This is a genomic window from Xanthobacter sp. ZOL 2024 (assembly GCF_052932325.1).
Window position 1 is genome coordinate 1,928,636 of record NZ_CM128808.1, and the last position, 21,252, is coordinate 1,949,887.

The window sequence follows — 21,252 nt, forward strand, 5'->3', positions numbered from 1 at the left end:
GCTCACTCCGGAAAGGTCACGCGCCGCTGGAGGCGCGCCAGGATCAGGTCCAGCACCATGCCCACCACGCCGATCATCAGGATGCCGACGATCACATTGGCGATGGAAAGGTTGTTCCACTCGTTCCACACGAAATAGCCAATGCCGGTGCCGCCCACGAGCATCTCGGCCGCCACGATGACCAGCCAGGCAATGCCGATGGAGATGCGCATGCCGGTGAGGATGGTGGGCGCCGCCGCCGGCAGGATCACCGTGAACGCCCGGCGCCACGGCCCCACCTCCAGGGTGCGGGCGACGTTCAGCCATTCCTTGCGCACCGCGCCGACCCCGAACGCGGTGTTCAGCAGCATGGGCCAGACCGAGCAGATGAAGATGACGAAGATGGCAGAGAGGTTGGAATCCTTGATGGTGTAGAGGGCAAGCGGCATCCAGGCCAAAGGTGAGATGGGCTTCAATACCTGGATGAACGGATCGAGCGCCCGATAGGCCAGAGCCGACATGCCGATGAGAAAGCCGAGCGGCACCGCCACCAGCACCGCGAGGCCGTAGCCGATGGCGACGCGGCCGATGGAATAGGCAAGCTGCAGCCCCAGCCCCTTGTCGTTGGGCCCGTTGTCGTAGAACGGATCCTTCAGGGCGTCCCACAGCTTGCCGGCCACCTCCACGGGCCCCGGCATGGCGGACTGGGCTCCGGCCGTGGTGATGCCCATCAGCTTCGCATATTCCGGATCGAGGGCCGGCCCCGAGCTTGCGCTCGGGGTGACGGCGATCTGCCAGACGAGGCAGAAGGCGAAGAACAGCACCACCGACAGGATGCCGGCGCGCACGCCGAGGCTCTTCATCTGTCAGCTCCGCTTGATGGCGAAGGAGTTGACGTATTCCTCGGGCTTGGCCGGGTCGAACATCTTGCCCATCACAGAGAAGCTCTTGGTGGTGGTGGCGGGCGGGGTGAGGCCCATTTCCTTCATCACCTTGGCGGCGTCGGTGGCGAGGAACACCTGGTTGGCGATGCCCTGGTAATCCACCTCGCCCTTCACCTGGCCCCAGCGCTTCATCTGGGTCAGCATCCACACCGCGAAGCTTTCCCACGGGAACGGATCGAAATCGATGCGGTTCGGGTCGTCCTTGATCTGTCCGAGGCCGTTCGCATACTTGCCCACCAGCACCTGCTCCAGCACGATGGGCGGCTGGTTGAGGTAGGCCGCCGGGGCGATGGCTTCGGCGATGGCCTTGCGGTTCTCCGCCTTGGAGGCATAGCCGGTGGCATCGACAATGGCCCGGAGCAGCGCCGCATAAGTATTCGGCATGGTGGTGATGAATTCGCGGCTGGCGGCGAAGGCGCAGCACGGGTGTCCGTCCCACATGGACTTCGACAGGGAATGGATGAAGCCCACGCCATCATAAACGGCGCGTTGGGCGACATTGCCGGGGGCCAGGAAGCCGTCGATATTCTCGGCTCGCAGGTTCGCCACCATTTCCGGCGGCGGCACCACGCGCAGCTGCACGTCGTTGTCGGGGTCGATGCCGTTTTCCGCCAACAGATAGCGCAACAGATAGTTGTGCATGGAGAAGTCGTAGGGAATGGCGAACTTGAGGCCCTTCCAAGACTTCACGTCCATCTTGTCCTTGTGCTTGATGCCAAGGGTGAAAGACTGGCCGTTGATGTTCTCGATGGCGGCGGTGACGAACGGAATAGGGTTGGAGCCGATGCCCTGGGAGATGGCGAGCGGCATGGGCGCCAGCATGTGGGCGGCGTCGTATTCCTTGTTGATGGTCTTGTCGCGCACCACCGCCCAGCCGGCGGTCTTCACCACGTCCACGTTGAGTCCGTGCTTCTTATAGAAGCCCATGGGGTGGGCCATGATGATGGGGGTGGCGCAGGTGATGGGGATGAAGCCCACCTTGAGGTCGGTCTTCTCCGGCTTGCCGGTGGCGGCGAAGGCCTCGGTGGCCGTATCCAGGGGGAAGAAGGTGCCGAGCGCCGCGGCCGCCGTGGAGGCGCCCACCGCCTTCAGAAAGGCGCGCCGCTTCAGGTCATTGGGGAACAGGGCGCGCATGAGGCCGGAGGCGACCACCTCCTTGTAGCGGCTCTCGTCATCGAGGGCCGCGGCCCGCTCCGCCGCGCGATGGGCATCCTCGTTCTCATGCTGCCCGCAGGCACACCGCCGGGACAGCTTCGACTTCGTTGAGAACGGGTTCGAGAACATTGACATCGGCGGATCTCCTTGACACCGGGCAGAGGAAGAGGCGTGTCACGCGCAGCACGCTCCGCAACGAGCATGCCAAGACTGACCTTGGGTGAGATTATCCAGGGGAGGGGGCGGGCTGCGGCTCCGGCGCCGCCAGGGCGCGGCGGGCCAGCATGTGGCTTTTCGGATCGTTCACCGAACAGACGGCAATCAGCCGCTCGCCGTGGAAATAGCGCACACAGAAGCGGGCGGCCGCGACGTCGCCGTCACATTCGGTGCGGGTGAAGCCGTCCAGCAGGCCGGCGATCTGCAGCTTCACGTCATACTGATCGGACCAGAACCAGGGGATCGGGTCATAGACCACGTTCGCCCCGGTGATGGCTTTGGCTGCAGCCTTTGCCTGATCGATGGCATTCTGCACGGATTCAAGGCGCACGCGCCGTCCGTAGAGCGCGCTGGGGAAGGAGGCGACATCGCCCACGGCGTAAACGTCGGGCGCGCTGGTGCGGGTGGCCGCATCCACCTTCACGCCGTTGTCGAGGGCGAGGCCGGCGGCCTGCGCCAGCTCGGCATTGGGCACCGCGCCCACGGCGGAGAGCACCAGATCCGCCGGCAGCACGCGGCCATCGGCCAGTTCCACCCTGCTGACGCGGTCGCTGCCGGTGAGGCGGGCCACCCCCATGCCGGTGAGGAGAGTGACGCCGTGGCCCTCGTGCAGGGCGCGGGCGAAGTCCGAGATGGTGGCGCAGGCCACCCGGGCCAGCACCCGGGGCTGGCCTTCCACCAATGTCACCTCCAGCCCGAGCTTGCGGGCCTTCGCCGCCACTTCGAGGCCGATATAGCCGCCGCCGATGATGACGAGCTTCGCCCCCGGCACGGCGGCGGCGCGGAACGCCTTCACATCGTCGATGGAGCGGATGGAATAGACGCCAGCCAGTTCCGCCCCCGGCACCGGCAGGGCGCGGGCCCGGGTGCCGGTGGCGATGAGCAGGGCGCCATAGGCGTGGCGGCTGCCGTCGGCCAGCTCCACCTGATGTTCGGCGGGCAGCAGGCGGGTGACGCGGGTGTTCAGATGCACCTCGACGGCGCTGTCGTCGTAGAATTTGGGAGCTTTCAGCTCCAGTCGCTCCTCGCTCAGCTCGTCCCCCAGATAGGCCTTGGAGAGGGGCGGGCGCTGGTAGGGCAGATAGGGCTCGTCGCCAAAGAGCACGATGTCGCCGGAGAAGCCCTCGGCGCGGAGCGAGGTGATGGCCTGGGCGGCGGCCTGGCCGGCGCCGACGATCACCACGGGGCCGTGGATGCGCGCGCTCATGCGGCGCCTCCCGCCGCCAGGGCCTTCAATTTGTCAGCGACAAAGTCGAGCCGGTCCTGGCCGAAGTAGAGTTCGCCATCGACGACGTAGGAGGGGGAGCCGAACACGCCGGCGCCGATGGCTTCGGCGGTGTTGCGCTCCACGCCCTCGGCTGCCGAGAGGGTGTCGGACAGGCTGACAAGGTGGGCGCCATCGAGCCCCACCTCGTTGGCGAGACGGATCAGGGTGTCGCGATCGGCGATCTGCAGGTCGCGCGCCCACACGGCGCCGAGGCAGGCGCCGATGAGGGCGGTGACATCGAGACCTTCACGCTGGGCGGCGACGATCATGCGGCAGGCCGGCAGGGTATCGGTCGGCCAGTAGGCCGGCTCGGTGGTGATGGGGATGCCGGCGCGCTTGGCCCAGCGGACGATGTCCTGCTTGCGATAGGCGTTGCGCTGCGGCGACTGCTTGGCCGGGGCGGTGGAGCCGCCCGCGGCGAACACTTGCAGGATGTCGACGGGGCGCCAGGAGATGGTGGCGCCATGCGCCCTGGCGATGGCGACGAGGCGCGCGTGCCCCAGATAGGCGTAGCCGGATTGCGGGCTGAAATAGCAGATGATCTCGGGCACGGCGTCTTGCTCCTCTAGCTGGCGGTCGCGGCCGGGTGCCCCTCCTCGATCGGCAGGGCCGGGTCGCGCGACCATTCGTTCCAGGAGCCAAAATACATCTTCACGTCCTTCACCCCTGCCTCTTTCAGAGCCAGGAAGGTGTTGGAGGCCCGTGCACCCTTGAAGCAGTAGAGATAGACCGGCGTGTCCGGGGTGATGCCCACGGTGGCGCATTCGGCCAGGATCTCGGGGGCGGATTTGAAGCGCGGCCCCTCGGCGGTGGGCTTCATCATGCGGTACCACTCGATCCACACGGCGCCGGGGATGCGACCCTTGCGGGGGCAGAAGTCCTTGCCATAGGGCGAGGAGCTTTCGCCGATCCACTCGTCCACGTCGCGCACGTCGAGCTTGGAGATGGCGGGATCGGACACCGCGTCCAGCATGGCGGCGGCATCGATGATGAGGGCGCCGGCGGCCTCGTCCATGGGGAAGGCGGCGGGGGCGGGTGCCGGCACGTCGGTGGTCACCGGCAGGCCGGCGGCGGCCCAGGCGGCAAACCCGCCATGCAGCACCTTGATCTTGGGATAGCCGAGGAAGGTGAGCAGGAAATAGCCGCGGCACGACTGACCGAAGCCCGAATTCATGGACTGTTCGTAGATCACCGCCGTTTCGTTGCCGGAGAGGCCCGCCTTGCCGAACGCTTCGGCGAACTTCTGCCGCAGCTCCGCATAGCCTTCCGGGGTGGAAGTGGCGAGATAGGTGAAGATCTCGTTGAGGTTCACCGCGCCGGGAATATGGCCGGCGGCGTAGCTGGCGGGATCACGGGTGTCGATCACCACCGTGGGTTCGGCGAGGATGAGGGAAGAGAGTTCAGACGGCGTAATGAGCACTTCACTCATGATGATCCCCTCTCGAGAAAGACGAACAGGCGCGGAAGGCAGAAAGCGCGGGGCAATGGATGCCCTCTTGTCTTGGGATGTTGAGAAGGAGGCGGGTCAGGCCGGCATCTCGTCCAGCATCAGGCGCAATTGCTTGGTGGCAGGGGTGACGATGGCCACGAAATAGGCCTCGCGCAGTCGGCGTTGGCAGCGATGGGCGGCCACATAGCCGCGCGCGCCGCAATGGAGCATGGCGTTGTGCGCGGCCTGGACGCTGACCTCGCCGGCCAGCAGGCGCGCCTCGACCACCCGCCGCCAGTAGGCGGGGGAAGTGTCGAAGGGGGTTGCGGCCAGCGCTGCCACCTCGGCCTCGATGCCGGCCAGACTGTCGGCCATCTGCGAGGGCTGCACCTCCAGGAAGCGGTTGACGTGGCCGAGCGGGGCTTCCACCTCGCGCATCAGCGCGATGCAGTCGCGGATCAGGCCCACTGCCATGCCGGCCTGCAGCAGGATGAAGCCGGCCCGCATCTTCTTGACGAACGGCATGGCGTCGTCCGCCAGCACCATCTCGTCGGGTACGAACAGGTCACGCACCTGCACGCCATAGGTGCCGGTGCCGTCCATGGCCAGGAAGCGCTCGCAGGGCTTCAGGGTCACCGCCGGATCGGCGCAGTCGATCAGCGCCATCACCGGCGTGTCGCGGCCCTCGACGGCGAAGATGGCGCCGAAGACATGGTCGGCGCCGAGGTTCGACACCCAGGGCAGGATGCCCTTGACCTTGTAGCCTCCGGCCACCCGCGTGCCCTTCAGCTTCAGCGTCTCGATGCCGAAGAAGGACTTCATGGGGTTGGACAGAGCCGTGCCGCCCAGCAACTGGCCGTTGGCGGCGGCATTGAGATATTTGGTCCGGGCGGCCGCATTCTCGGAATTGATGAGATACCAGGCCAAAGTGTTCTGGCACCAGGCCATGAAGCCGGTGGAGACGCAGTGCTCGGACACCAGCGCCATGCCTTCGATGGCATCGCCGACCGCATGGCCCTCGTTCACGTGCAGGCGGAAGGCGCCCACATCCCCCAGCCGATGCATCAGCGTGGCCGGATAGGCCCCCTCGTCGATGGCGCGGGCCCAGGTGGCGAGGTCCGTCCCGGCGATGGTGCGGATCTCGGCCAGGACCGCTTCGGGCGGCGGCGCGGATGCGGGGGAAGCAGCTTCAGCCGTGGGAGCGGTCGCGACGAGCATGGCGGTCCTCGAAAGCGGGAAGGGAGCGCGCCCGGCCTCACGCCGGGCGCTGGGAGCGTCGTCGAAGGCCGGGCTCAGCCCAGGCCGACTTCCAGGTTCACCGGGCGCACGAAGGTGTTGGCCACCGGCGACCACTTCTTCACATGGGCGACGAGGGCGTCGATCTCTTCCTTCGGCACGCCGTCGCACTCCATCTCCACCTTCACCCGCACGTCGGTGAAGCCCACCGGCTTGTCGCTGACGTCGCCGGTGCCCCAGACGGCGGTGATGTTCAGATCACCTTCCAGCTGCAGCTCCAGCTTGCGGACGGTCCAGCCGCGATGGACGGCATTGGCGTGCAGGCCCACCGCGAGGCAGGAGCCGAGCGCGGCGAGGGAGGCCTCGGACGGGTTCGGGGCGGTGTCGTCGCCCAGAAGGCCCGGGGGCTCGTCGACGATGTAGGGCGGCAGCGAGCGGATGTAGTTGGCGTGGCGGAAGCGACCCTCGGCCACCGTCTTGCACTTCAGGGTCTTGATGACCTTGGGGTCGGCCTTGCCGGCGGCGATCAGCTTGTCGAGCCCGTCCTTGTCGATGGGGGCGAGGCAGCCCGTGGCGGCTTCCGGCGCAAGGCAGCCGGTGAGCACGGTGTTGGGGGCGGATGAAGACATTTCACTCTCCTTGGTGCGCCTATGGAGACAGACCGGTCTGTCTTATGCAGAAGCTGTGCCAAGGGAGAAGAAGGGGGCGCGGATTCTCGCGTAATCGCGAAAAAGCGAGGAATCGCCTATGTTCCGCCGCCAGGGTTCCGGTGCGGGGCCGGCACGATCCCTGCTTGATGTAGTCAGACAGGTCTGTCTTTTTGCCTGCAAATGCGGCACACTGATGAGGCTCGGTGCACGCATTGCATCGGGGGAGAGCGAAGACGACGATGGCGCGCAAGACCAAGAGCATGGCCGCAACGGCGGCCGACAGCGACGTGAGCTGCCCTCCGGTGCAGGTCCGCGCCGCATCGCCCGGCTTTTCCCACGCGCCGGCGCCGGTGGTGGAGGGGGCGGAACCCAAGGCGCGAGACCGCATCATCGATGCCGCGACCCGACTGTTCTGCCAATACGGCATCACCGCGGTGGGGGTGGATGCGGTGGTGGCGGAGGCGGCCACCGCCAAGGCGACGCTTTATAAGACCTTCGGCTCCAAGGAGCGGCTGGTGGAGGCGGTGCTGGAGCGGGAAGGAGCGGCTTGGCGTGACTGGTTCATTGGCGAGCTGCTCAAGGGTGAGGCAACACCCATGGCCCGCCTGCGCCGCATCTTTCCGGTGCTGCGCCAGTGGTTCACTGACGACGCCTTCTTCGGCTGCCCGTTCATCAATGCGGTGGCGGAGACCGACAAGCGGGACGACCGCATGCGCCAGATCGCCCTCAACCACAAGAAAGTGGTGCTCGATACGCTGACCACGCTGGCGGACGAGGCGGGGGCGCGCGATGCCCATGGCCTTGCCCACCAGCTGGGGCTGCTGATCGACGGCGCCATCGTCGCCGCCATGATCACCAAGGATGCCAATGTGGCGCTGCTGGCCGGCCAGAGCGCCGACCTTTTGCTGCGCGACCGCTGCGCCGCGGCGGCCTGAGCGCCGCCCGGCGCAGGTGCGTCAGTGGCAGGTGCGTCAGTGGTAGACGAACAGGGCTGCGGGCGGATTTTCCACCAGCTTGTGGGTGGTGGAGCCGAACAGCAGCTCCTTCAGGCCGCGATGGCCGTAGGAGCCCATCACCAAGAGGCTGGCCTTCACGTTTGCCGTCTCGAGCCGCAGCACGTCCGGGGGGGAGATGCGCGAGGTGATGGGCATGGCCTCGGCCTGGTAGCCGTGGCTCTCCAGATAGCTGACCGCGGCGCTGGCGCGGCGCGCGGCCTCTTCCTGGGACGGGTCCACGGAGATCACCCGGACCTTGCGGCCGGTGGCGAGGCCGATGAGAGCGAACATCTGGACCGACCGCATGGCCGGCACACTGCCGTCATAGGCGACCAGTACGTCACCCCCGTGCGGCGGCTCCTCTCCACAAACCACGCAGGGACGCGGCGTGAGCGCGAGCAGGCGAGCCAGGAGGTCCGGCAACGGCACCTCGACGCCGCCCTGAAATCCGGTGTCGCAGCCGGTCACCAGAAGGTCGCGCGTTTCCGAGGCCTGTTGCAGCGCCGCCAGGGGCGCGCCCTCGAACGCCAGCCACTCGAACGGCACGCCGTGATCCGCGCAGGCCTGCTGATAGCCGGCGCGCAGCCGATGCTGCTGATCCTCCGCCTGGGCGCGCAGATCCCGTTCCAGGCGGACCTTGAGGCCCCCCGCGCCGGCGCGGCCGAGGCTGGTCACCGCCAGGGCCGCCAGATCAATGCCGGCGAGACCGGCCAGTCCCGCGCCCGTCTCCTGGGCGAGCTGGAAGGCATAAGCCCGCGCCGACGCCGATGCCGCCGAATCTCCGAGCAACAGCAGAATGCGCTTGAGCATAGGGTCTCCTTCCGTGCGCAAGATGGCAGGCGGCTCCGCGGGCGGAGCGCAGGTTCAGGCTCTAGAGCATTTTCCCTGTTGGTTGAAACGCGAAAATGCGCTTCGCAGCATAGGCGGACTTGCGCGCATTCCGTTGCGGCATGTCGGCGCTCTCCGGATCTCCGGTGATCACCCCCCTTCCGCGGCGCCGAGAAGCGGCTATGGTCGCCTTCGTCCCATCGCCCCGGGGCGGGGATGAAGCGCGGCGATATCGCCGTCGGCGCGAGGAGGCGTCATGCGCAATCTGGTTCGTCTCATGGTGGTCGCCGGCTTCGCCATGTCGCTGAGCGCCTGCGACAAGTGTGGCAATTGGTTCGGGCAGAGCCGCCCCGGCGCCTGTCAGACCCAGACGCCGCGCTAACGGCCCGACCGGATCCGGGCTCAAAGGCGCGCCGGCGTTGCATTTGCGGCGTCCCGCCGCTATAAGCGCGCCTTCGCGAACGGCATGCGCCCCCCTGGAGGCGTGCCGCGCCGCGAAACCTGTGGCTGCCCGGCGGCGCAGGTGTTTTGAACCCAAGTGTTCTGAACCCAGCTGTTTCTGAACACACAATTCAGGATGAGTGCCATGACCGCCATCAAGGAACTGAAGGCTGTGGCGCGTGCGCGGGCCGGCAAGGGGGCCGCTCGTGCCGAACGCCGCGCCGGACGGGTGCCCGCCGTGATCTACGGTGAGAAGCAGGACCCGATCACGATTTCGCTGAACTTCATCGAAGTGAACAAGGCCATCTATGCCGGCCACTTCCTCACTACCCTGTTCGAGGTGGATGTGGACGGCACCAAGCACCGCGTGATCCCGCGCGACTACCAGATGGACCCGGTGAAGGACTTCCCCCTGCACGTGGATTTCCTGCGCGTGTCCCAGGGCGCCAAGATCACCGTGGACGTGCCGGTGCACTTCGTGAAGCAGGAGGCCTCCCCGGCCATCAAGGCGGGCGGCACCCTCAACGTGGTGGCCCATTCCGTCGAGCTGGAATGCCCGGCCGATGCCATTCCCGAGGCCGTGGTGGTGGACCTGACCGGCGCCGATTTCGGCGACATCTTCCACCTCTCCAAGGTGGCGCTGCCCACCGGCGTGACCTGGGCCGGCCATGGCGACGACACCCTGGCCACCGTGATGGCTCCGACCGTGGCCCCCGAGCCGGCTGAAGCCCCGGCCGCCGCCGCGGAAGAGCCCAAGGCCTGATCCGACGGCCGGATCGTGTTGAGTAATGAGACCCGCCCGGGCCCGCCCGGGCGGGTCTCATCGCATTTCGCCGCCGCGCCCTTGTTGGGGGGCCTGTCGGGGGGGGGGCGGCCCGATGCGCGGCGCAGCCGGAGGTGTCCCATGTATCTGCTCGCGGGGCTTGGCAATCCGGGCCCGAAATATGCCGGCAACCGGCACAACATCGGCTTCATGGCCCTCGACGCCATCTGTCGTCGCCACCGGCTGGGCCCGCTGCGCAAGCGTTTCCAGGGGCAGGTGGCGGAAGGGGAGATCGCCGGCGAGAAGGTGCTGGCCCTATTCCCCGAGACCTATATGAACGAGAGCGGCCGCGCCGTCGGCGAGGCCATGCGCTTCTTCAAGATCCCGCTCGATCACGTGGTCGTCTTTCACGACGAGCTCGATCTGCCGCCCGCCAAGGTGCGCATCAAGAAGGGCGGCGGCAATGCCGGCCACAACGGCCTGCGGTCCATCACCGCCCAGTGCGGCAATGACTATTGGCGGGTGCGGCTCGGCATTGGCCATCCCGGCGACAAGGCCATGGTGATGCCGTATGTGCTCGGCGATTTCGCCAAGTCCGAGAAGGGCTGGCTCGATGCCGTGTGCGATGCCTGCGCCGATTTCGCCGACCTCCTGGTAACCGGCCGTTCCGACGAGTTCCATAACCGGGTGCACCTGTTCCTGGAGGCCCAGGGCTTCGGCGACCAGAAGCGGGTGGGCGAGAAGGGCTGAACCGCCTTTTCCGCACGAAAGTGGGGGTGCGCCCACGTGTGGGCTTGGCTTCCAGCGATTCCGCGTTAAGAGCGGCGACACGATTTTTCCGGCGCGCCGCTCCAGGCGCCGCCTCACCTTTGTCGCTTGGAACCGGCGGCGCATGGGCGCCCCCTCCATGGCGGCGCGACCAGTTCGGGAGCTGATCCATGGGCTTCAAATGCGGTATCGTCGGTCTGCCGAATGTGGGCAAGTCGACCCTGTTCAACGCGCTCACCCAGACCGCGGCGGCCCAGGCGGCCAATTACCCCTTCTGCACCATCGAGCCCAACGTGGGTGACGTGGCGGTGCCCGATCCGCGTCTCGATACCCTGGCCGAGATCGCCGGCTCGGGGCAGATCCTGCCCACCCGCCTCACCTTTGTGGACATCGCCGGCCTGGTGCGCGGGGCTTCCAAGGGCGAGGGACTGGGCAACCAGTTCCTGGCCAACATCCGCGAATGCGATGCCATTGCCCATGTGGTGCGTTGCTTCGAGGATGGCGACGTGACCCATGTCGAAGGCAAGGTCTCGCCCATCGACGACATCGAGACCATCGAGACCGAGCTGATGCTGGCCGATCTCGAGAGCCTCGAAAAGCGCCTGCAGACGCTGGAGAAGAAGGCCAAGGGCGCCGACAAGGAGGCCAAGGAGACCCTGGACCTCGTCAACCGCGCTTTGGTCCAGCTGCGAGACGGCAAGCCCGCGCGCATGGCCGAGGTGAAGCCGGAAGAAGAGCGGCTGTTCAGCCAGCTGGGGCTGATGACCGCCAAGCCCGTCCTGTATGTCTGCAATGTCGAGGAGGCCTCGGCCAAGGACGGCAACGCCTTGTCTGCCCAGGTGTTCGAGCGCGCCAAGGCGGAGGGTGCCAAGGCGGTGGTGGTCTCCGCCAAGATCGAGAGCGAGATCGCCGTTCTCTCCGCCGAAGAGCAGACCGAGTATCTGGAAGCCATCGACCTGGAGGAGCCGGGCCTCAACCGGGTCATCCGCGCCGGCTACGATCTTCTGAACCTCATCACCTATTTCACCGTGGGGCCGAAGGAGGCCCGCGCCTGGACCATCACCAAGGGCACCAAGGCGCCGGCGGCGGCAGGCGTGATCCACACGGATTTCGAGAAGGGCTTCATCCGCGCCGAGACCGTCGCCTATGAGGACTATGTGAAGTTCAGGGGTGAGGCCGGGGCTCGCGAGGCGGGGCGCTTCCGGCTGGAAGGCAAGGATTACACGGTCGCCGATGGCGACGTGCTGCACTTCCGCTTCGCCAACTGATGGCGGCGCCGTCCGCTCCCGCTCCCGTCGCGGAGGCGCGGGAGATCGGCCGCCTCACCTTTACCGCAGCCGAGATCACTCGCTTTGCGGCGGCGTTCGATCCCCAGCCCGCGCATCTGGCCGGCCCACACAACGCGGGCGCGCCGGTCGCCTCCGGCTGGCATGTGGTGTGCGCCTGGATGGGCTTCTTCGTCCGCAGCCATGAGGGGGCGGAAGCGGAGGCGCTGCCGGGTGACCATCCGGCGGTGATCTCGCCGGTGGGAGTGGGATTCGGCCTGAAGGACCTCAAATGGTTGGAGCCGGTGCCGGCGGGCACGCGCCTCGTGTTCTTCACGCACGTGGAGGAGGCGCGCGCCAGTGGCAGCCGGCCGGGCTGGCAGATCCTGCGCCGCTGCAACAGCGCCCGCACCGAGGCCGGGCAGCTCGTCATGAGCTTTACCCTTTCCCATTTGGCGCCAATGGTTTCGGCGGAAATCTCGGAACCCTGACACCGCGTGCCTTGACGTTTGCGTCATCCTCCCCTTGGATCGGCGCAAATGAGGAGGGTGGGTGTTGCCGGATTTCTTTTTCGAGGATTTTGTTCCGGGAGAGGTGAAGACCTTCGGCTCCCACACGGTCACCGAAGAGGAGATCGTGGCGTTCGCCCGGGAGTTCGACCCCCAGCCCATGCATCTGGACGCCGCCGCCGGCGCCGCCTCCATCCTCGGTGGGCTGGCCGCCTCCGGCTGGCACACCTGCGCGATCATGATGCGGCTCATCTGCGACAGCTTCCTGCTGCGCACCGCCTCCATGGGCTCGCCCGGCATCACCGAGAATTCGTGGCTCGCCCCGGTCCGCCCCGGCGACACCCTCACCCTGCGACGCACGGTGATCGAGGCGCGCACCTCCAAGAGCCGCCCGGAAATGGGGCTGGTGACCTTCCGCTTCGAGCTGGTGCGGCCGGACAAGGCGGCCGTGATCAACCAGGTCGCCATCGTCATGATCGAACGCCGCAACCCGGGAGCTCGCCTCGCATGACCTATTATGAGGACGTCGAGATCGGCAGCACCGCGGAGCTGGGCAGCTACACCTTCACCCGCGAGGAGATCATCGCCTTTGCGGAAAAGTTCGATCCGCAGCCGTTCCATGTGGACGAGGAGGCCGCCAAGCGCTCTCACTTCGGTGCTTTGTGCGCCTCTGGCTGGCACACCGCGGCCACCTGGATGAAGTGCCTGATGGCCTATCAGAACCGCAGCAACGCCACCGACAAGCCGATCCGCGCCGCCGGCGCCTCACCAGGCTTTCGCAACATGCGCTGGCTGAAGCCGGTCTATGCGGGGGACACCATCACCTATGTCACCGAGGTGACGGAGAAATCCGTGAGCCGCAACAAGCCCGAGTGGGGCGTGGTGCGGTCCCACAATACCGGCACCAACCAGCATGGCGAGCTGGTGTTTGATTTCGAGGGCGCGGTGATGATGCGCCGGCGGCCCTGAGCCTTCAGGTTCCGCGTGGCTTGGCCCGGGTGGTGGGCGGCGCCTGCGCCGGGTCCTCGGGCCAGGGGTGCTTGGGGTAGCGCCCGCGCATGTCCGCCCGCACGTCGCGCCACGAGCCGCGCCAGAACTGGGGCAGATCCTTCGTCACCTGGATCGGCCGATGGGCCGGTGACAGCAGGGCGAGGGTGAGCGGTATCCGGCCGCCGGCGATGGCCGGGTGGTGGGTCAGCCCGAACAATTCCTGCACCCGCACCTCCACCTGCGGCCCGCCCTCTGCCCCATAGTCGATGGGCAGGCGCGAGCCGGTGGGGGCGGTGAAATGGGTGGGCGCCTCCGCCTCCAGTCGCGCGGTGAGGGCGTAGGGCAGGAGGGCATGGAGCGCATTGGCCACGGTGTCCGCGCCGATGTCGGCCAGGCTGGTCTTGCCCTCGATATAGGGTGCCAGCCAGCTCGCGGCAGTGGCGCTGAGCGCCGCGTCGGACAGGTCGGGCCAGTCCTCGCCCTCGGCGGCACGCAGAAAGGCGACCCGCTCGCGCCATTGGGCCAGCGCCTTGCTGAGCGGCAGACGGGCGAGACCGGTGGCGGCGAGGCCCTCGGCGAGGATGCGGGCCGTTTCCCCATCGGCGGGCACCTTCTGGGGCGCATCCGCCAGCACCAGGGCGCCGAGCCGTCGCACCCGTCGCGCCCGCACCGCGCCAGCCCCGGCATCGAAGGCGATCTCGGTGCGCTCGGTGATGGCCGGGCCGAACTGGTCGTCCACGTCCTCGGCGCTCAAGGCCGCGGCTAGGGTGATGCGGGCGGCCTCCGCCCGGCCGGTCACCTCTGCCACCGCCAGGAACGGCGCCCGCGCCAGGGCCGTGGCCGGGTCCATCACCGCGCCGCGGCCATTGGCCAGCAGGAAGCGGGTGCCATCGCCGCGTGCCTTGGCAACGCGGTCGGGATAGGCGAGGGCGAGCAAAGCGGCGGGGGAGGGGGCAGGTCCGCGCGCGATGCCGCCGCCGGCGATTTCGGCCCAACGGCTGGCGAGGCGCCGGGCGTCCTCGGCGCGGCGGGCGCGATCCCGGCGGAAGCCGTCCAGCCGGTGGACGAGGTCGACGCCGTCGCCGCCGAGCCCCCGCTCGGATACCAACGCGGCAATCTCCGCGGCCAGCCGCCCGGCGCCGCGATCGGCGCCCATCACCACCATATGGGCGAGGCGCGGCGGCAGCGGCAGCCGGGCCATGCGGGCACCGAGGGGCGTGACGGCGTCGGCGTCATCCAGCGCGCCGAGCAGGCGCAGCAACGCCTTGGCTTCGCTCACCGCGGGAGCCGGTGGCGGATCGAGGAAGGGCAGGGCGGCCGGATCGCGGACCCCCACCCGGGCGAGGTCCAGCACCAGCCCGGTGAGATCGGCGGCGAGGATCTCCGGCGTCGCATAGGCGGGCAGGGCGGCGGTCTCGCCCTCGCCCCACAGGCGAAAGCACACGCCCGGCTCGGTGCGGCCGGCGCGGCCGCGTCGCTGGTCGGCGCTGGCGCGGGGTACCCGCACTGTCTCCAGCCGGGTCAGGCCCACGTCGGGCTCGAACCGGGGCACACGGGCCAGGCCGCTGTCCACCACCACCCGCACCCCTTCGATGGTGAGGGAGGTTTCGGCGATGGCGGTGGCGAGCACCACCTTGCGCCGGCCCGCCGGCGCCGGCAGCACCGCCCGATCCTGCTCGGCGGCATCCAGCGCGCCGAACAGGGCGACCACGTCCACGTCAGGATTGCGCAGCTGGGTCCGTAAGAGGTCCTCGGTGCGGCGGATCTCGGCGGCGCCGGGCAGGAAGGCGAGCACCGAGCCGCGCTCCTGGCTGAGCGCGCGCAGGATGGCATCGGCCATCTGCCGGTCGATGGGCGTGCGGGGATCACGGCCCAGATAGCGGGTTTCCACCGGGAAGGCGCGGCCCTCGCTCTCCACCACCGGGGCGGGGGCGTTCTCGTTTCCCATCAATTGCGCCACCCGGGCGCCATCCAGGGTGGCGGACATGGCGAGCAGGCGCAGGTCGTCGCGCAGCGAGCGCTGGCTGTCGAGGGCGAGGGCGAGGCCGAGATCCGCATCAAGGCTGCGTTCGTGGAATTCGTCGAACAGCACCGCCGCCACGCCGGCGAGCTCGGGATCGTCCAGCACCATGCGGGTGAACACGCCTTCGGTGACCACCTCGATGCGGGTACGGCACGACACCTCGGCCTTGAGCCGCACCCGGTACCCCACCGTCTCGCCCACCCGTTCCCCCAGGGTCTGGGCCATGCGGTGGGCGGCGGCCCGGGCGGCGAGGCGGCGCGGCTCCAGCACCAGGATGCGGCCGCCCTTCACCCACGGCTGCTCCAGCAGGGCGAGGGGCACGCGGGTGGTCTTGCCGGCGCCCGGCGGCGCCACCAGCACGGCGGAGGGGGTCGCCACAAGGGTCTGCGTGAGCGGGCCGAGCACGGCATCGATGGGAAGGGGCGGGCTGAACATGTTGCCGCGCTCATAGGACATCGGGGCCCGCGCTGGCAAAGGGACAGATGACGACAGCGCGCGCAGGTGTGCGCCTTTGCCCGCAGGCACTGGCGTCGCCACCCTTGCGATCGTGGGCGTTCGGTGCCTTAAGGGGACGGTCCGTGCCTGCCGCGTCTGTCAGAAAGCGCCCCCATGTCCTCCGCACCGTCCAGCCTCACCGACAAGGTCCTGCCCCTCGCCTTCGAGGACGAGATCATCGCCGCCGCTTTCCTGGGGACGACGCCGGCATTCGTGGGCGCGGGCGGCAAGGTGTTCCTGGCCGGCGCCGAACCGAAGACGGTGGAGGCCCATGTCGGGGCCACCCTGTGCGCCGCCAGCGATGGCCGGCGGCTGGTGTCCGGTGGCGACGATGGCCGCGTGGTCGAGACCCTGGAGGATGGCACCTCCTCCACCCTCGCCACCCAGAAAGGGCGCTGGATCGACCGCGTGGCGCTGGGGCCGGACGGGGTGGTGGCCTTTTCCGCCGGCAAGACCGCGCATGTTCTCACCCCCAAGGGCGAGGCCCGCAGCTTCGAGGCGCCCTCCACCGTCGGCGGCCTCGCGTTCGCGCCCAAGGGGCTGCGGCTGGCCATCGCCCATTATGGCGGCGTGACCCTGTGGTTCCCCAATGCCGCCGGCGCCAAGCCGGAGGTGCTGGGCTGGAAGGGCTCGCATCTCGGCGTCGCCTTCTCGCCGGACGGGCGGTTCGTGGTGACCACCATGCAGGAGGCGGCGCTGCACGGCTGGCGGGTGGTGGATGGCGCCCATATGCGCATGAGCGGCTACCCCTCGCGGGTGAAGTCGTTCGCCTTCACCGCCGATGGCAAGTGGCTCGCCACCTCCGGCTCGGGCGAGGCCATCCTGTGGCCGTTCCAGGCCAAGGACGGGCCCATGGGCAAGCAGCCGGCCATGCTGGCGCCTTCGCCCACCTCGCGGGTGACGGCGGTGGCACCCCACCCGAAGGATCCGGTGGTGGCGCTGGGCTATGAGGATGGCATGGTGATGATGGCGCGTATCTCCGATGGCGCCGAGATCCTGCTGCGGGCCCCCACCAACACCAGTGGCACCGACGCGGTGAGCGCCTTGGCGTGGCACCCGTCCGGTGGCGCGCTGGTGTTCGGCACCCTCCGTGGCCAGGCGGGCCTGCTGGCTTTCTGAGGCTTGACGATCTTGCCGGAGGTCCGCGCGCGGGGCCACGATTCCGGGGCGGCGGGACTGTCACCGCCACGCTTTATTCGGTAACGTTGCGGCGCTGTCTCGCAACCGCGAGGCCCGCGCAGCCGGAGAATTCCGCCGATGAAGATCGACGACGTCCGCCGCACCGCCTATTCCATGCCGCTCACCAGCCCTTCGTTCCCGAAAGGCCCCTATCGCTTCATCGACCGCGAGTTCATGACCATCACCTACCGCACCGATCCCGCGGCGCTGGCGAAGGTGGTCCCCGAGCCGCTGGAGATCGTGGAGCCGATCGTCAAATACGAGTTCATCCGCATGCCGGATTCCACCGGCTTCGGTGACTACACGGAGACCGGACAGGTCATTCCGGTGAAGTTCAATGGCGTGGCGGGCGGCTATGTGCACGCCATGTACCTGGACGACGAATCGCCTATCGCCGGTGGCCGTGAGCTGTGGGGCTTTCCCAAGAAATATGCCCACCCCAAGCTGAAGGTGGAGAAGGACACCCTGGTCGGCACGCTCCATTACGGCAGTGTGCTGTGCGCGCAGGCCACCATGGGCTACAAGCACGTGCCGGCCGACAAGGAGCAGGTGCTCGCCTCACTGCTGGTGCCCAACTACATGCTGAAGATCATCCCCCATGTGGATGGCTCGGCGCGGGTGTGCGAGCTGGTGCGCTACTTCCTGGAGGATGTCACCCTCAAGGAATGCTGGGTGGGGCCCTCTGCCCTCGGTCTTTTCCCCCACGCCCTGTGCACCGTGTCGCAACTGCCGGTGCTCGAGGTGCTCTCGGCCGTGCATCTGAAGGCCGATCTCACCCTCGGCATGGGCTCGGTCATCTACGATTATCTCGCCGAACCGGCGAAGTGATCCCGGGTCGGCGTGCGGCGCCGGCCCTGTCCATCATGGCCCCTCGATCGCTCCTGCGGTAGCGATCGACGCGGGCAGGGATGCGGAACGTGAGGATCTGGGCGACCGGATCCGGGAGAGGGACCCATGAGCAGCAATCCGCGCACCCGGCCTCTGCCGGCCGATCTGTGCGATATCGTCAATTCCTATGAGCGGATCGCGCTGGTGTTTCAGGGCGGTGGCGCGCTCGGCGCCTATCAGGCCGGCGTCTATGAGGCTCTGGCGGAAGCGGGCTGCGAGCCCAATTGGATTTCCGGTGTCTCCATCGGTGCCATCAATTCGGCCCTGATCGCCGGCAATACACCAGAAAACCGGGTGCCGCGCCTGCAGGAATTCTGGGACACCATTGCCGGCCACACCAAGTCCACCATGTCGTGGGCGCCGGAGGGCGACATCTTCCGCCAGCTGCGCAATCAGATGAGCGCGGCCATGACCATCATGCGGGGCCAGCCGGGCTTCTTCCGCCCGCGCGTGCCCAATCCCTGGCTGCTGCCGGCGGGCGCCAGCGGCGCCACCTCCTTCTATGATACGTCGCCGCTGCGCGACACCCTGCTGAAGCTGGTGGACTTCGACCTCATCAACTCCCGCCAGAAGCGCTTTTCGGTCGGGGCGGTGAATGTGCGCACCGGCAACTTCATTTATTTCGACAATTCCGAGCACGTCATCGGCCCCGAGCACATCATGGCCTCCGGCGCGCTGCCGCCCGGGTTTCCGGCGGTGAAGATCGAGGGCGAATATTATTGGGATGGCGGCGTTGTCTCCAACACGCCGCTGCAATTCCTGCTGGACCAGCCGGACCATCCGAGCGCCCTGGTGTTCCAGGTGGACCTGTTCAGCGCCCGTGGGCCGCTGCCGCGCGACATGTATGACGTGACCGAACGGCAGAAGGACATCGGCTATTCCAGCCGCACCCGCTACACGACCGACGTGTTCCGCCGGGTGCAGGATCTGCGTGGCAAGCTGTTCGAGGCGCTGCAGCGCATTCCCGAGCAGCTGCGCAGCGAGGAGGACCGCGCGCTCATCGACGATTATGCATCGTCCGGGCCGGTGAACATCTGCCACTTGATCTACCAGGAAAAGAGCTACGAGCGGGAATTCAAGGACTATGAATTCTCCCACGATTCCATGCGCGATCACTGGCAGACCGGTTACGAGGACACGGTGCGCACCCTGCAGCGCAAGGAATGGCTGAAGAAACCCGACGATATCGGCATCGTCGTGCACGACATCCACCGTCTCAACGACTGAGCGCGGGTGGCCCGCCGTCTTAAAGCAGGCCGCGGGCCACCATATAGACACCGAGCACGGCGAGACCGCCGAAGAAGACCTTGCGGAACGTCGCGGGGTCGAGGCGCAGGCGCGCCACGCGGCCGAGCTCCATGCCGACGACCGCGGGCAGCAGCGCGGCGCCCGATGCCAGGATCAGCATGGGATCGTCGAACATCACGTCGGCGCCGCTGCCGGGCAGTGCGAGGGTGAGCGCCAGCGCGAAAGTGGAGACGGTGAAGGTGAGCCCCAGCGCCTGCACCAGGTCGTCGCGCTCCAGCGCCAAAGCCTGCAGGTAGGGGGCGGCGGGCATGACGGAGACCCCGGTGGTGCCGGTGATGAGCCCGGTGGCAAAGCCCATGAGCGGCGACAGCCAGGGCTCGTGGCGGGTCGGCAGGCGCAGGGTGATGCGCGACAGGCCGAGCAGGCCATAAAGCACGAGGGTTGCCCCGAGCACGGGATGCGCCAACGACGAGGTCAGGCCCCCGAGGACCGCGCCGCCGAGCAAGGTGCCGCAGGCGACGCCGATCATCATGGTGAGAAACCGGCGGGCGATGGGCGCGCGCCGCGGCCCGGTGGCGAACTGCCAGACATTGGTCACCGCCGAAGGCACGATTAACAGGGCCGCCGCCTGGGCCGGGGCGAGAAACAGGCTGAGCAGGCCAACTCCGACCGTGGGCAGGCCCATGCCGATGACCCCTTTGACCAGCCCCGCGAGAACGAGAATGCCGGTGCCGAGAACGAGGGTGATGGCGAGCATGACGGGGCCTAGATAACCAAAGTCCGGGGTGGGTAGGGGCCGTGGCCCGCGACCCCGCAGGGGTGGCGCCGCGCGATCAGGGCGAGAGGCGCGATGTGCGGAAGCGCGCGGGCCGCTGCCCGTGGCACGGCCGCGGGGCGTGGCGTCCGGCCCGCCCGGCATCTGCGGCGGTCTCTGGTGTGCGCGCCATCGCCTCCGCCTGCGACCCGTCGCCCTTCCGGCCGGTCGGGACGTTGCGACGGCTGGCCGGTCTTCAGAATTCCACGTCCAGCTCTTCCAGCTCCTCGGGCTCCCCGAGCGCGCCGGCGATCCATTCCTGCATGACGGGCAAGGCCATGATGCGGTCCCGATAGGCGGCGCATTCGGCGTCGAGCGGCACGTCATAGGTGGTGAAGCGCGAGCAGACCGGGGCATACATGGCATCGGCCAGGGTCGGGTTGGCGCCCATCAGGAACGGGCCGCCATGGGCGGTGAGGCAGCCGCGCCAGATGGCGACGATACGGTCGATGTCGGCCTGGGCGCCGGCCCACACCTTGAAGCCCGGATAGCGCGCCTTGATGTTCATGGGTAGCGCCGAGCGCATGTTGGCGAAGCCGGAATGCATCTCGCCGGAGATGGACAGGCAATGGGCGCGGGCGGCCCGGTCCTCGGGCAGCAGGCCCGCCTGCGGAAACAGCTCGTTGAGGAAGGCGGCGATGGCCAGGGTGTCCCACACCGTCACGTCGTCGTGCACCAGGCGGGGCACCAGGAATGAGGGCGACAGCAGCAGCAGCTCCGCCTTGGCGTTGGGGTCGTCCACGGGAACGCGCTCTTCATCGAAAGCGAGGCCCGCCATCTTGCACAAGAGCCAGCCGCGCAGCGACCAGGAGGAGTAATTCTTGCTGGAGATGGTGAGTGTTGCCATGTCTGCCATGCGCCTCGGCTGTTGCATGCGCTTCGGGATGAGAGGTGGCCACCAAGGGTCTCCGACCGCCGGCGAAGACGCGCTGTGGAGGCGGCAAAACCAAACCTTCGGATCCTTACGCGGAATGCGTGTTGCAATGCACCACGCCCCGCTTCAATATCATTGTAACAGGTATAACTGAACGGGCCACCGGAAAAGTGCAAAAGCAGCCCTGCGACAAGAACTTACGGTTTTTCGTTTCGCCGGGGCGGAGATAACGCGCGAGCGCGGAACCGAAGGACACACCAGCCAGATGGACGGATCTCTTCTTTGCGCGACGCTGC

General features: G+C 67.9%; 22 protein-coding genes. 11 read left to right on the forward strand and 11 right to left on the reverse strand.

Features of this window, described 5'->3' with window-relative positions; all coding sequences use genetic code 11:
• Positions 1-2: 2 nt before the first annotated feature.
• The 7 genes from ntrB to ACU4E7_RS09020 form a co-directional block, all read right to left on the reverse strand.
• Positions 3-842: a nitrate ABC transporter permease gene (gene ntrB, locus ACU4E7_RS08990; protein WP_238122084.1), complete on the reverse strand. Its 840-nt coding sequence runs from the start codon at positions 840-842 to the stop codon at positions 3-5.
• A gap of 3 nt (positions 843-845) precedes the next feature.
• Complete coding sequence (locus ACU4E7_RS08995) at positions 846-2,213, reverse strand: CmpA/NrtA family ABC transporter substrate-binding protein (RefSeq protein WP_238122083.1); 1,368 nt, start codon at positions 2,211-2,213, stop codon at positions 846-848.
• Between the two features lie 91 nt (positions 2,214-2,304).
• Positions 2,305-3,501 (reverse strand): NAD(P)/FAD-dependent oxidoreductase, encoded by a 1,197-nt coding sequence (locus tag ACU4E7_RS09000; protein WP_238122082.1) that lies wholly within the window; start codon positions 3,499-3,501, stop codon positions 2,305-2,307.
• Positions 3,498-4,112 carry a 2-hydroxychromene-2-carboxylate isomerase gene (locus ACU4E7_RS09005; protein ID WP_238122081.1) on the reverse strand — a complete coding sequence of 205 codons (615 nt, stop codon included), beginning with the start codon at positions 4,110-4,112 and terminating at the stop codon, positions 3,498-3,500. The genes ACU4E7_RS09000 and ACU4E7_RS09005 overlap by 4 nt, the downstream gene beginning before the upstream one ends.
• A 14-nt stretch (positions 4,113-4,126) precedes the next feature.
• Positions 4,127-4,990, reverse strand: a complete 864-nt coding sequence (locus ACU4E7_RS09010) for a sulfurtransferase (protein ID WP_447021308.1) — start codon at positions 4,988-4,990, stop codon at positions 4,127-4,129.
• A gap of 96 nt (positions 4,991-5,086) precedes the next feature.
• The gene (locus tag ACU4E7_RS09015) at positions 5,087-6,208 is read right to left on the reverse strand and encodes an acyl-CoA dehydrogenase family protein (protein WP_447021309.1); all 1,122 of its coding nucleotides are present in this window, start codon (positions 6,206-6,208) and stop codon (positions 5,087-5,089) included.
• Between the two features lie 74 nt (positions 6,209-6,282).
• Positions 6,283-6,855, reverse strand: coding sequence for an OsmC family protein (locus ACU4E7_RS09020; protein ID WP_238122078.1), 573 nt, complete (start codon positions 6,853-6,855; stop codon positions 6,283-6,285).
• A 260-nt stretch (positions 6,856-7,115) separates the two neighbouring features.
• Here ACU4E7_RS09020 and ACU4E7_RS09025 point away from each other — a divergent pair, with 260 nt between their 5' ends.
• Positions 7,116-7,811, forward strand: coding sequence for a TetR/AcrR family transcriptional regulator (locus ACU4E7_RS09025; RefSeq protein WP_447021310.1), 696 nt, complete (start codon positions 7,116-7,118; stop codon positions 7,809-7,811).
• Positions 7,812-7,847: 36 nt separating this feature from the next.
• Here the strand turns inward: ACU4E7_RS09025 and ACU4E7_RS09030 are convergent, their stop codons facing one another.
• Entirely contained in the window at positions 7,848-8,681 is an 834-nt protein-coding gene (locus ACU4E7_RS09030) for a universal stress protein (protein WP_238122076.1), read from the reverse strand.
• A 274-nt stretch (positions 8,682-8,955) separates the two neighbouring features.
• On the opposite strand from ACU4E7_RS09030, the gene ACU4E7_RS09035 reads away from it, so the two are divergent.
• The 7 genes from ACU4E7_RS09035 (at position 8,956) to ACU4E7_RS09065 (ending at position 13,414) form a co-directional block, all read left to right on the forward strand.
• On the forward strand, positions 8,956-9,081 hold the full coding sequence (locus ACU4E7_RS09035) for a hypothetical protein (RefSeq protein ID WP_273546258.1): 126 nt from the start codon (positions 8,956-8,958) through the stop codon (positions 9,079-9,081).
• Positions 9,082-9,285: 204 nt separating this feature from the next.
• Positions 9,286-9,903, forward strand: a complete 618-nt coding sequence (locus ACU4E7_RS09040; protein ID WP_238122075.1) for a 50S ribosomal protein L25/general stress protein Ctc — start codon at positions 9,286-9,288, stop codon at positions 9,901-9,903.
• Between the two features lie 141 nt (positions 9,904-10,044).
• On the forward strand, positions 10,045-10,653 hold the full coding sequence (pth, locus tag ACU4E7_RS09045) for an aminoacyl-tRNA hydrolase (protein WP_238122074.1): 609 nt from the start codon (positions 10,045-10,047) through the stop codon (positions 10,651-10,653).
• Positions 10,654-10,841: 188 nt separating this feature from the next.
• Positions 10,842-11,939 (forward strand): redox-regulated ATPase YchF, encoded by a 1,098-nt coding sequence (ychF, locus tag ACU4E7_RS09050; protein ID WP_238122073.1) that lies wholly within the window; start codon positions 10,842-10,844, stop codon positions 11,937-11,939.
• Positions 11,939-12,427, forward strand: coding sequence for a dehydratase (locus tag ACU4E7_RS09055; RefSeq protein ID WP_447021311.1), 489 nt, complete (start codon positions 11,939-11,941; stop codon positions 12,425-12,427). Before ychF ends, ACU4E7_RS09055 begins: the two co-directional genes overlap by 1 nt.
• Before the next feature lie 64 nt (positions 12,428-12,491).
• Positions 12,492-12,956 carry a MaoC family dehydratase gene (locus ACU4E7_RS09060; RefSeq protein ID WP_238122071.1) on the forward strand — a complete coding sequence of 155 codons (465 nt, stop codon included), beginning with the start codon at positions 12,492-12,494 and terminating at the stop codon, positions 12,954-12,956.
• Positions 12,953-13,414 (forward strand): MaoC family dehydratase, encoded by a 462-nt coding sequence (locus ACU4E7_RS09065; RefSeq protein ID WP_238122070.1) that lies wholly within the window; start codon positions 12,953-12,955, stop codon positions 13,412-13,414. The genes ACU4E7_RS09060 and ACU4E7_RS09065 overlap by 4 nt, the downstream gene beginning before the upstream one ends.
• Positions 13,415-13,418: 4 nt before the next feature.
• On the opposite strand, the gene hrpB is transcribed toward ACU4E7_RS09065, so the two are convergent.
• Positions 13,419-15,893 carry an ATP-dependent helicase HrpB gene (gene hrpB / locus ACU4E7_RS09070; protein WP_447021312.1) on the reverse strand — a complete coding sequence of 825 codons (2,475 nt, stop codon included), beginning with the start codon at positions 15,891-15,893 and terminating at the stop codon, positions 13,419-13,421.
• Positions 15,894-16,067: 174 nt separating this feature from the next.
• Between hrpB and ACU4E7_RS09075 the strand changes: the two genes are divergently transcribed.
• From ACU4E7_RS09075 to ACU4E7_RS09085, 3 genes are all read left to right on the forward strand, one after another.
• Complete coding sequence (locus ACU4E7_RS09075; RefSeq protein ID WP_447021313.1) at positions 16,068-17,072, forward strand: WD40 repeat domain-containing protein; 1,005 nt, start codon at positions 16,068-16,070, stop codon at positions 17,070-17,072.
• Positions 17,073-17,210: 138 nt separating this feature from the next.
• Positions 17,211-17,960 carry an acetoacetate decarboxylase gene (locus ACU4E7_RS09080; RefSeq protein ID WP_447021314.1) on the forward strand — a complete coding sequence of 250 codons (750 nt, stop codon included), beginning with the start codon at positions 17,211-17,213 and terminating at the stop codon, positions 17,958-17,960.
• A gap of 126 nt (positions 17,961-18,086) precedes the next feature.
• The gene (locus ACU4E7_RS09085; protein ID WP_238122066.1) at positions 18,087-19,247 is read left to right on the forward strand and encodes a patatin-like phospholipase family protein; all 1,161 of its coding nucleotides are present in this window, start codon (positions 18,087-18,089) and stop codon (positions 19,245-19,247) included.
• Positions 19,248-19,266: 19 nt separating this feature from the next.
• Here ACU4E7_RS09085 and ACU4E7_RS09090 read toward each other — a convergent pair whose 3' ends face one another.
• Both ACU4E7_RS09090 and ACU4E7_RS09095 read right to left on the reverse strand, forming a co-directional pair.
• Complete coding sequence (locus tag ACU4E7_RS09090; RefSeq protein WP_447021315.1) at positions 19,267-20,025, reverse strand: sulfite exporter TauE/SafE family protein; 759 nt, start codon at positions 20,023-20,025, stop codon at positions 19,267-19,269.
• A 253-nt stretch (positions 20,026-20,278) separates the two neighbouring features.
• Entirely contained in the window at positions 20,279-20,929 is a 651-nt protein-coding gene (locus tag ACU4E7_RS09095; protein WP_443267345.1) for a glutathione S-transferase family protein, read from the reverse strand.
• Positions 20,930-21,252 lie beyond the last annotated feature (323 nt).